Source organism: Acinetobacter sp. TSRC1-2 (assembly GCF_049895885.1).
Lineage (GTDB): Bacteria > Pseudomonadota > Gammaproteobacteria > Pseudomonadales > Moraxellaceae > Acinetobacter.
Window position 1 is genome coordinate 46,268 of the sequence record NZ_JAFCTF010000002.1, and the last position, 11,467, is coordinate 57,734.

7 protein-coding genes and 1 tRNA gene are annotated in these 11,467 nt (G+C 38.0%); 4 read left to right on the forward strand and 4 right to left on the reverse strand.

The window, feature by feature from the left end; all coding sequences use genetic code 11:
- Positions 1 to 368: 368 nt before the first annotated feature.
- From ACP69Y_RS03205 to ACP69Y_RS03215, 3 genes are all read left to right on the forward strand, one after another.
- Entirely contained in the window at positions 369 to 2,831 is a 2,463-nt protein-coding gene (locus tag ACP69Y_RS03205) for an ExeM/NucH family extracellular endonuclease (protein WP_425916147.1), read from the forward strand.
- 288 nt (positions 2,832 to 3,119) lie between these two features.
- Positions 3,120 to 5,036 (forward strand): bifunctional metallophosphatase/5'-nucleotidase, encoded by a 1,917-nt coding sequence (locus ACP69Y_RS03210; protein WP_425916149.1) that lies wholly within the window; start codon positions 3,120 to 3,122, stop codon positions 5,034 to 5,036.
- Positions 5,037 to 5,888: 852 nt separating this feature from the next.
- Positions 5,889 to 6,074, forward strand: coding sequence for a hypothetical protein (locus ACP69Y_RS03215; protein WP_425916151.1), 186 nt, complete (start codon positions 5,889 to 5,891; stop codon positions 6,072 to 6,074).
- Between the two features lie 302 nt (positions 6,075 to 6,376).
- On the opposite strand, the gene ACP69Y_RS03220 is transcribed toward ACP69Y_RS03215, so the two are convergent.
- The 3 genes from ACP69Y_RS03220 to ACP69Y_RS03230 all read right to left on the reverse strand — a co-directional run bounded on the left by ACP69Y_RS03220 (position 6,377) and on the right by ACP69Y_RS03230 (position 8,531).
- Positions 6,377 to 6,970, reverse strand: a complete 594-nt coding sequence (locus tag ACP69Y_RS03220) for a hypothetical protein (RefSeq protein WP_425916153.1) — start codon at positions 6,968 to 6,970, stop codon at positions 6,377 to 6,379.
- A 91-nt stretch (positions 6,971 to 7,061) separates the two neighbouring features.
- Complete coding sequence (locus tag ACP69Y_RS03225) at positions 7,062 to 8,258, reverse strand: tyrosine-type recombinase/integrase (RefSeq protein WP_425916155.1); 1,197 nt, start codon at positions 8,256 to 8,258, stop codon at positions 7,062 to 7,064.
- A 182-nt stretch (positions 8,259 to 8,440) separates the two neighbouring features.
- Positions 8,441 to 8,531 (reverse strand) — tRNA-Ser (locus ACP69Y_RS03230).
- Between the two features lie 122 nt (positions 8,532 to 8,653).
- Here ACP69Y_RS03230 and ACP69Y_RS03235 point away from each other — a divergent pair.
- A complete protein-coding gene (locus tag ACP69Y_RS03235) occupies positions 8,654 to 10,534 on the forward strand; it encodes a potassium transporter Kup (protein WP_425916157.1) in 1,881 nt (626 codons plus the stop codon).
- Positions 10,535 to 10,620: 86 nt separating this feature from the next.
- On the opposite strand, the gene ACP69Y_RS03240 is transcribed toward ACP69Y_RS03235, so the two are convergent.
- The gene (locus ACP69Y_RS03240; RefSeq protein WP_425916159.1) at positions 10,621 to 11,358 is read right to left on the reverse strand and encodes a hypothetical protein; all 738 of its coding nucleotides are present in this window, start codon (positions 11,356 to 11,358) and stop codon (positions 10,621 to 10,623) included.
- Positions 11,359 to 11,467 lie beyond the last annotated feature (109 nt).

Consider the following 11,467-nt stretch of genomic DNA (forward strand, 5'->3'; position numbering starts at 1 on the left):
CTAAAGAAAACTTAATAAAAAACCCCCTAAAACCCTTAGAAGAGGTCAACTGATTTTTTATAAATAAAAAATGCTCAGGTTTGGGGGGGAGGCTAAGAATTGAACTTTATTCAATTGAGTATTCTGTGACTACTTAATGACAGATTTATGAAATCGTATTGTATTGTTGTTCCATCTGGCTGATATTTAGACTTTTTATCTGAATTTAGCAGAATAGGGGAATATTGATTAAAACCGAGACAACTTGGAGGCTTAATGGGGGGAGATTTTCTAGAGAAGCGATTTCAACTAAAACTGTCATCAGTTATTCATAGTGATGTCATGTATAAAAATTAATCTATTTTGAATTTTAACAACTGTTCAAAATCATGATGAATATAAAACCACAAATATTGAGTTTAAGTTTAGCGCTCATGGGGTGCTCTTTTTCTGCACATGCACAATTAATGTTTAGTCAGTACATAGATGGCACATCCAATAAAAAGGGCTTGGAAATCTATAATCCAGACAGTTCAACAGTGAACTTAGCTGACTATGAGGTTCAACAATTTACCAATGGTTCAATCACGAAGTCTGCGACTTTTCAATTACAAGGCTCATTGGCAAGTAAAGCAAAGTACATTATTGGTCGAACAGAGTTACAGGCGGTAATTGGTACTAAAGTCAATCAAGTGGCAGGACTTGCATTTAATGGAGATGATGCTTTAGTCCTGTTATATAAAGGTACTCCAATAGACCGTTTTGGTCGAGTGGGGGAAGATCCAGGCACTGGTTGGGGAGTCGGTTTTAGTAGTTATCAAAATAGTTTGTCACGTACTAAAACTTCAAATAATGTAACTTCAATTGATCCTGCAGCAGCATTTGAGTTAGAAAGCGAATGGTCTAAATGGTCAAGTCGAGATGATTTTTCGCAGTATTTAGACACAAGCCCGCCTGTCACTCCACCCATTACCCCTATTAGTTGTAATACAGTAGATACCGCGATTGCAGACCTACAATCTGCCACTCAAAATCAACCGTATGTTGTTCGTGGTGTTATTACCGCAGACTACCGTTACGATAATGGTTTTTCTGGTTTTTATGTACAGACGCCCGATAGTAAAGCCAAAGCGAATTTGAGCAATGCTATTTTTGTCTATCTTCCTGTAAGTAGTAAAATCACTGGAGGAAAAGTAGGTGAAGAAGTTATTCTAAAAGGTCGTTTAACCTCATATCAAAACCAACTCCAAATAGATCAACTTGATCAAAATATTCAAACCTGTACTCCACAAGCATCCAATACAGTCACGGCACAGGCACTTAATTTGCCATTTACCAGTTTGACGGAGACAGCAGGAAATGTACCTAAACGCTATCAAGGGATGCTGGTTAAAATCCCGCAAAGTTTAACGGTGAGTGAAAATTACAATTACGGTCGTTATGGTGAGCTATCTTTAAGTCTGGATCGTTTATATATTCCAACCAATTTATATCCTGCAAAATCTGCTGAAGCAGTTGCGTTAGCCAAGCAAAACTTACTTTCTAAAATTATCTTAGATGATGGCTATAACAATCAAAATAGAACACCATGGCTGCCGCAAAACTTCAATGCCTTAAATACATTAAGAACAGGTTCTCAACTGAAAAATGTTGAAGGGATTTTAGAGTACCGTTTTAATGCATGGCGAATTCAACCGATACAGGCAAAGGCACAACCTGAAATTATCAAAGATACCAATTTACGTCCTTCAACAGTGATTGCAAAAGACGCTAAGCAAATTCGCGCAGCGGCTTTTAATGTCTTGAATTATGATAATGGTGCAGAAAAAGGTTTCCCAACAGAACGTGGTGCAAGCTCAGAAGCTGAGTTTAAAAAGCAACATCAAAAAATTGTCAGTGCTTTAAAAACAATTGATGCCGATGTGTATGGGTTAATGGAAATCGCAAATAATGGTTTTGATGATAAAAGTGCAGTGGCATACTTATCTCAAGCCTTAGGTGCAGACTGGAAATATGTCATTCCAACCAAAATGACAAAACTGGGGACAGATGCAATTGCAGTTGCGATTATTTATAACAGTAAGCGCGTAAAACCTGTGGGAGAGCCTGCGGTTTATGACGATCAGACTGAAAAGAACCGTGTCACCATGGCGCAAAGTTTCCAATCTGTAAATGGTGGAAAAATATTTACAATAGTACCGAATCACTTGAAGTCGAAAGGCAGTTGTCCTGCTGATAAAACTCTAGCCGATGCTGATCAGGGTGATGGTCAAGGTTGCTGGAATGCAACACGTTTAACGGCAGTACAAAAACTCATGCAGTGGATTGCAAAAAATCCAACGCAAGTGACTAAGCCAAATTATTTGTTGGTCGGGGATATGAATAGTTATGCTAAAGAAGATCCGATTTTAGCATTGGAAAAAGCCAATTATAAAGTCTTGCTCAATGATGAAAAAATTGGACAAGGTAAAACGGCCTATAGTTATGTCTTTGGTGTAGCAAGTGATGCCAATGGCAATGGTGGTGCAGGAAACTTAGACCATGCAATTGCTGATGCAGATTTATATCCAATGGTGAAGCGTGCTTTTGCATGGCATATTAACGCCGATGAGCCGACAGCTTTAGATTATAATGAAGAATTTAAAACCGATGAGCAAATCGCAGCATTCTATAGCGACGATGCATTCCGTTCTTCCGATCATGATCCAGTGATTGTCGATATGGATTTAAACGAAAGTGTATCGAATAATCCTGATACAGGAAAAATAAGCGGTGGCAGCATGGGGTTATGGTCTATTTTGTCACTTATGGGCTTAGTTTTAGTTTCCACAATACGCAGACGTAAATTTTAAGATGAATCTATCAATTGTAAAATCTCGAAACTGATCAGATAGGTTTACTCAATAAGGAGAAATTTTATATTTCTCCTTATTTTATTGTGTGCGTAAAAAATTAGCTCAGTAGTAATCAAACATACGCTTATTCAAAATTTATAATTTAAGCTTTAGGACAGAAATATTAAGTTTCCCTAATGGAAAAACTTCAACCTTTTGTTAAAAAATAATTAGAAAAAATAGTGAATGTCATGAATTTTAAACAGCAGGCCTACATCATGTTTGTTTAAATTCTAATCAGTGGGGATGGTCGTGACTTTTAATAATAAACTAAGTAAGTATTCGGGTTTTACATGCAGTTTATTAGTTTCTAGTATGTTTTTAACTGGGTGTAATAATGATAGTAAAGAAAATACGAATATAACGCCTGTCATTCCTCCTAAACCGTTGGAAGTCAACTTAGTACATATTAACGACAGTCATTCACATTTGGATGAGGAAAGCACTAAATTAATGCTTGAAACTTCGATAGGTAAGCGTGAGGAAATACAAGTCTCTAATGGGGGTTTTGCACGAGTTGCTGCACTTATCAACACTTTAGCTAGCACTGAGAAGAACCCAATAAAAATTCACTCAGGTGATTCCATTACTGGGGATCTCTATTTTACTTTGAAAGAAGGTGAAGCAGAAGCGGATCTCATGAATACGGTTTGTTTCGATACTTTAACTTTGGGCAATCATGAGTTTGATAATACGGATGCAGGTTTGCAAAAGTTTATTCGCTTCTTAAATGATAAAAGTAATTGTAAAAATAAAACCCAAGTCTTAAGTGCAAATGTCGAGTTTGGCAAAACTTCCCCTTTATATCAAACTGATCTTGTGAAACCTTATACGATTATGGAAAAAGAAGGGCAGAAAATTGCTTTAATTGGTTTAACGATTGCCAATAAAACTAAAAATGCTTCTCGACCAAATCAAGATACTGTATTTAACGATGAAATAGTCACTGCACAAAAATATATTGATGAGCTAAAACAGCAAGGCATTAATAAAATTATTGTTCAATCTCATTTGGGATACGGATTGGAAAAAGATTTAGCCACGAAATTATCAGGCGTTGATGTCATTGTTGGCGGAGATTCACATACCTTACTGGCAGACGCAAAGCTGAAAAACTATGGAATTAGTCCAGAAGGCGACTATCCAACTACCCTAAAAAATAAGGATGGTGACCAAGTTTGTGTTGTACAGGCATGGCAATATGCATATGTAGTCGGGCAATTAAAAGTAAATTTTGATGCGAATGGTAAAATTGAAGCGTGTACAGGAAAAGCCAATGTATTGATTGGCGATGATTTTAAACGTACAGCTAAAGATGCTCCAGCATTAATGAGTACGGAGCTAGATTCTATTAAACGAGATATTGAAAGCAGTAACGCTTTACGTATTGTACAGCCGGATGCGAAAGCTTTAAGTATTTTAGAACCGTATAAAGTGGCTAAAAACTTATTAGGCAAAGAAATTGTGGCGAAAGCTGAAACGAGTTTATGCTTACGTCGTGTTCCAGGTACAACCAAAGATACTTCTCGTTCTACTTTAGGGGACATTTGTAATAAATCAGATTTCACTAATCAACATGGTGGTGATGTGCAACAGTTGGTTGCTGAAGCATTTTTACAACAAGGTAAAAAATATTTTAATGCAGATATTTCGATCCAAAATGGTGGTGGTGTCCGAGTGGATTTACCTCAAGGTGATATTACAGTAGAGAAAATTTATACAGTATTGCCATTTAAAAATACCTTGGTGCAATTAAAAGCAACAGGGCAAGAAATTAAAGCGGTGCTAGAAGATGCAATCGATGCAGTTACCAGTAATAACACAGGCAGTTATCCATATGCGGGTGGATTACAATGGGATGTGGATTTAACGAAGGCCAAGGGGCAGCGTGTATCCAATTTGCAGGTTCGAAATGCACAGGGTCAATATCAGCCATTAAATCTGAATCAGACTTATCAAGTAATTACCATCAACTTTCTTGCCGATGGTCAGGACTTCTACAGTAGCTTTAAAAACATCACGGGCGAGCGTCGTATAGATGTAGGATTAGATTATGCAGAAGCATTTTTGCAGTACGTAGAAGGGTTATCTGGTGAAAAAGGGCAAAAGGTCTTGTCCCGATTGCCCGTTGAGCAATACAGCACGCAAAGTTATAAAGAATAAAAGGATTTATTGATAACAGCTAAAAAATTTAGCTCATAACCGACTCATGGTTTTTTAAAAGAAGAAGCTCAAATGAGCTTCTTCTTTTTTAGTTAATTTTAATTAGAGAAATACCACTTTCAAAATTTTCTTTTAAATTTATTTAAACTGCACACCTCTTAATCATCTCTGAGCTATTTTCCATCTTTTTGAAATAGGTATTAAATTTTTCACTTAGATAACGACTGCTTAACTAACCTATATGTCGGCGGTAATAATGGCAAATATTTTTGTTAAAATATATTATATTGCTGATATTAAATATTTTTTTAAAACTCAATTCTTAAGCGGGTTTTTTATTGGTTTTTAAACTGAATTTAAAAGTAATATTTTGCCAGTGATTGTAAATTAATTGTATATATAATGCGCGCCATAGAATCTATCGCTGTAGTTTCTGGTTTTTAGTTTTAGCCTCCCACCCTCGGGAGGTATTTTTTTGCCTGAAATAAAGGAGAAGTAAATGTTCCGCTTCTTAATGTGTTTATTTGGTCTTCATGGTGTAACCGAGGTTGATTACACGGTTTATGATGAAGAATTCAAGGTGTGTCGTAATTTTTTGAAAGAGGTTAAGTGATATTTAACAATCAAATAAATTATTGTTTCATCACAGTGAAATAATTTGATCTTATATTTAGTGCAAATAAATAGTACTGAATAATTAGTGATACAGCGCAAATTGATCTGTTTAATTTGGGAGAATTAAACAGATTTTTTATTGAACAAAAATATTTACCTCCTCGCCGAAATTATTACGGCACTAACAGCCCCGCCAAGTTATTGAGCGGGGTTTTTCTTTTCTTATTGGTGGTACTCATGGATGTAGTCGATGCACAAAGAACCTTAAATAAATTGCAGGATGAGTTAGAGAAATACCACAACCTTAATCGGGCATTTATGAACAGCAAGCAGATGGTCGCTATCGATGAAGTGATGGCTAGTATTCAAATACGTATGAAGAATATTCAATCCAATTTTAATCAGGGATATCTATTTCAATAGCTCCATAGAGAGCAGATGATGCAATTGCTTTCCGATCCATCTAAAGCACATGTATTTGGTCATTTGATTTTTGATATGTTGGCAAATCGTGGGCAGATGCCTTTGAGATAGAATCAATAAGTTAAGTTTTTGAAAAAAATACTTAATGAGGATATTTACAGGTGAATCTGAAACGGAATTTTTCTTCTAATATATTGAGTCAGACTTTTCTGCTTTAAGAAACTATTATCCTGTTGTTTTCATCTAGTTAAGAACGACCGTGGCTTAGGCCACGGTCGTTCTTATATTTTGTATATGACCCATCAATATAATTTTGCTAATTTTTCATACTCCTTCGACTCTTCCAACATTTGCACCATTTGAAGATTTTTATATCTAAAAAGTGTGGGCATTTCATGAAATAAGTCAAAAAAGAACGAGACAGATTCTTTGTACATTTCTTGCTTTAGTTTGGAAAAGTCCGGTCTATAAAATTCACCTGAACCGAGTATAGGGGTATAGAAAACTTTAATATGGTTAATGTGAAGACCTGGCAAATGCTGACTAATAAAATGATTAATCATGTCCTCAAAATTAATTTCGTAGAAATCGATTTCGCGGTCTTCATCATAGTCATCTCTTACATTGGTAATAATGAGCCATGTTTCTAATCCATAGGGATGATAGATATAGATATCAGATGAGATGTCTTCACCATCTTCATGTTCATAACCCGCAGGCAGCGGAGTATAAAAGCCATCAAAGGCATTGGTTATAAGTTGAGCCTGGGATTTCTCCGAGTCGTCAGCGAGACTACGAATTGCATTAACTGTATTCTCATGTAGCTTAAATGCTTTATTTACAATGCCACGGCGTTCATTACTTTCTTGATTAATTTCAGTTCTAGTCTTGACCATTAATAATATCCTTTCATTTTTATTATTAATAAATGTAGGGTATCCTACCAATTTAAACAAGTGAATCAAGAAAATATTTATAAATTATAGTTTAAGCCTGCTTGTATTTAGGAAAAGGCACAATCTTATTTCTTAAACTATCAATAAAATCTGACCATTCCTGCATCATCTTAGTTCTATATTCTAAATGTTGTGCATGGTTATAGGCTTGAGATACGGCATTCCCTACAGTATGTGCTAGCTGTATTTCAATTGCATCATGCATATAGCCTTTCTCATGCAGTGTCGTAGAGGCAAGTCCACGGAAGCCGTGACCAGTCATTTTCCCCATATACCCCATGGTTCGAATCGCACTTAAAAGAGCATTGTTACTTAAAGGCTTAGCTGTACTGTGGTTATAAAAAACAAATTGCTTATTACCAGTAATAGGCTGTAACCCTTTGAGTAACTCAATAGCCTGTGTAGATAAAGGAACAATATGTGGTAAAGCCATTTTCATCTTATAGGCTGGGATGCGCCATAGTTTATTTTCAAAATCAATTTCATCCCATTCCATATTGATCAGTTCAGACGTTCTAACAAAAGTTAAGGCTATGAACTGTAATGCTGTTTTAACCAAGATATTCCCATGATAATGATCCATCCGTTCAAGAAATGGAGGAAATTCAGAAATATCTAAACGAGCCATGTGCTTTACTTTTCGGGGCTTTAAAGCTTCTTGCAAGTGTGGTGTTGGGTCATTTTCGATCAGACCTTTACGAATTGCAAAGCGGAAAATACGTCCAGCTAAAGGAATGGAGCGCTTTGCCATTTCTTGTGCACCACGTGCTTCAATTTTTTTGGCACAAGCCAGAATATCTTTTCCTTTAATCTGATCAATAGGCATATGACCTAATGCTGGGAACAGATCTTTTTCAAATACAGATAAGTCACGTAAATATGTACCTTCTTTAATAATGCTCTTACGATCCTCCATCCATTCCATAGCTAGAGATTTAAACAGGATATTTTCATCGGCTTGCTGTTTCTTTTGTTTCTTTGCCTCATTGGGGTTAATCCCATCTTTTAATTGGAGTCGAGCTTCGTCTCGCATTCTTCTTGCTTGGGCAAGTGTCGTATCTGGATATGTGCCAATGCTGAAAATATTTTCTTTGCTATTGAAGCGGAATTTCATACGCCAATACATACCGCCTGAAGGTGTGACCTCCAAATACATGCCTTTTTCATCAGAATATTTAGTTTTTTTCTCTGATGGTTTAATTCTTCTGACTTGAGCATCAGTAAGCATTGTAATTTTTCCGAAGAAACTGGGGGTATAAAAATGGGGGTAATTTGTTATACCCCTAGTTATACCCCCAACTACATCAAGATTTCAATAGGCATTATCAGACAGTATTAGATACAAAAAAAGCTTAAACCCTTTAGATTTAAGCTTTTTAGGACACCATGAGACATCATGAGAGTAATGTTTGGCGGTGAAAGAGGGATTCGAACCCTCGAAACGCTATAAACGTTTACACACTTTCCAGGCGTGCTCCTTCAGCCACTCGGACACTTCACCATTGCGCCGCGATAATAACGAAAAAAAACAGCTCTGCCAAGTTGAAACAATTGATTTAAAGCAAAAGTTTTATCTCGGTGATATGATGGCGAAAAAATAGTGTCTAAAAACGAAGACAAAATATGCAAAGTACTGCAAAGAAAGCCGCCTTGCCTGTGATTACCCTCGCAGCGCTTGGGGTTGTATTCGGAGACATTGGCACCAGCCCACTGTATGCGCTTCGGCAATGTTTCCTCACCGCACATCTCGCTATTACCGAAGCATCAGTCCTTGGCATTTTGTCGCTGATCTTCTGGTGCATGATGCTGACAATTAGTTTCAAATACGTCACTATTATTATGCGTGCGGACAATAATGGTGAAGGCGGGATTATGTCGTTATTGGCATTGAACCTGCGGACATCACGTATTGCCGAGAACAAAAAGATTTACCTGATTGCCTTGGGATTTATTGGTGCATCACTTTTTTTTGGTGACGGCATTATTACTCCGGCAATTTCTATCCTGTCAGCCATTGAAGGCTTGAGTATCGCTACACCCATGTTTAACCAATGGCTAATGCCTTTAGCAATTGGTATTTTGGCTGGATTATTTCTGGTACAGCGGCATGGTACGGCGACTATGGGGAAATTCTTTGGTCCATTAACGATGGCTTGGTTTTTATCCATTGGTGCACTCGGGGTATGGAGTATTATTCAAACACCATTTGTATTGACCATGGTGAGTCCACATTGGGCCTTTAACTTTGTTGTCCATCAGCCTTATGTAGCTTTTCTGACCATGGGTGCAGTCATTCTGACCATGACCGGGGGCGAAGCTTTATATGCCGATATGGGACATTTTGGTCGCTTACCGATACGCCTCGCCTGGTTCATTATCGTTTTACCTTGTCTACTGTTTAACTATGCAGGACAGGGAGCCTTGTTGCTACGTAACCCAGATGCAATTGCTAATCCATTCTATATGCTGGTTCCTGATTGGGCTTTATTTCCCATGATTGGTTTGGCGACTGCTGCGGCAGTCATTGCATCACAGGCAGTGATTACTGGCGTATTCTCCATGACCAATCAGGCGATTCAACTACGCTATTTGCCGCGCTTAACTGTACATCACACTTCAGATGTTGAGCAAGGCCAAGTCTATTTGCCATTCATCAATTGGGTGTTATTCATTTCGGTGGTTATCCTGATTTTGCTGTTTGAAAATAGTGCCAATTTGGCCAGTGCTTATGGTGTGGCTGTCACTATGACCATGCTTTGCGGTACGATCTTAATTTCGTTTCTGGCCTATGGTTTTTGGCGTTGGCCGGTCTGGAAAGTTCTGTTATTTGCCGTACCATTCTTATTGATTGATTTTATCTTTGTGGCCTCAACCTCATTAAAAATCATTTCTGGAGGATGGGTGCCAATTCTGATCGGCGCTGCGGTATATACCCTTTTAATGACCTGGAAGGCGGGACGGGAAATTGTGCTGGCACGTTTAGAAAAAGATGCTTTACCGATAGATCTGTTTATTAAAAGTATTAGCATGAGCGCGGAAACTCAATTTGTTCCCGGTTCAGCGGTCTTTCTAACCGGCACACCCAATATCGTGCCGCATGCCATGTTGCACAATATCAAGCATAACAAGGTACTGCATGAGCTGAACATTATGGTGACTGTCATGACCCGTGATATTCCTTATGTGGCGCAAGAAGAGCGGACCAAAGTCGAAAAATTGGACAATCGTTTCTATCGTATTTCGCTGTATTACGGTTTTAAAGATCAGCCCAATATTCCAGAAGCACTTGAACAGGCCTATCAACAGTTAGGTTTTGACTTCGATATGATGCAAATGAGCTTCTTTATTTCGCGTGACCGACTGATTCATACGGTTGGAGACGGTTTGTCTCCATGGCGTGAAAAACTGTTTATTTCTATGCAACGTAACACCAGTCCAGTGAGCGATTTTTATCAGATTCCACCTAATCGTGTGGTCGAGCTGGGTAGTCAAATCGAAATATAGTTTGTTAAACAGCAGATAATAAAAAACCAAGGTGGAAAATCCTTGGTTTTTTATTATCTGGAGGATAAAGTCTGGGAAGAGAGTGATTAGTTCTCTGTTTGTTCTACCACTGGAGCTTCAGGAGAGGCATTCACAGGAGCATCATTAATATCAGCTGCTGGTACAGCCTGCACAGCATCATTGGGTTGTACAGCTTCAGGTGTAGCCGCAAAAGCTTCATTTGTTTCAGCAGTATTCACTGGTGCCGCAGCGACAGCTTCATTGGTGACATCAGTTTGTGACATATCCGCAGCATTGACAGGTTCATCAGTAGAGGGTGAAGTCATAGGTGCAGCAGCAACATTTTCAAGGGTTTCATTTACAGGTGCTTGTGCAGCAGTTTCCTGATCCATGACTTGTTCAGCTTGTTGTGCAGCTAATTCCGGATTAGGTTGCATTGGATCTACATTTTCTGATGCAGCTTGAGCAGTTTGCTCGAGAGCAGGACTGTCCGCTTGCTCTGGGGATGCTTCAACGGCTTGTGCTGTTGTATTTATATCCGTAGCTTGAGGTGCATTTACATCTACAGCTGAATTGGTTTGTACGTGTTGGGTCTCAGATCCTGCTTGAGTTGGTTCAGTAGCGATTTGACTTGCATCGACAATACGGATTTGACCACTTGTCACTAAATCTTGAATCGAACCTGCTTGACCATTCACGGTAGTAGTCACTTTAACTTTAGATAAACTTTCTAAAGAATCGCCAGGCTGAATTGCGGGTTCTGCGAATGCAGTTGCACTCATTAGTCCTGTAACGAGACTTAAACCTAAAAGCTTCGAATGCATAAAATACTCCGTAGAAATAATAATTCCGAATCTTGCATATTTTTACCTTGTCATAGTTAGGATCGGTTTTTCAATCAAACATACGTAAAGTCATTAAGAGTCTTCATAA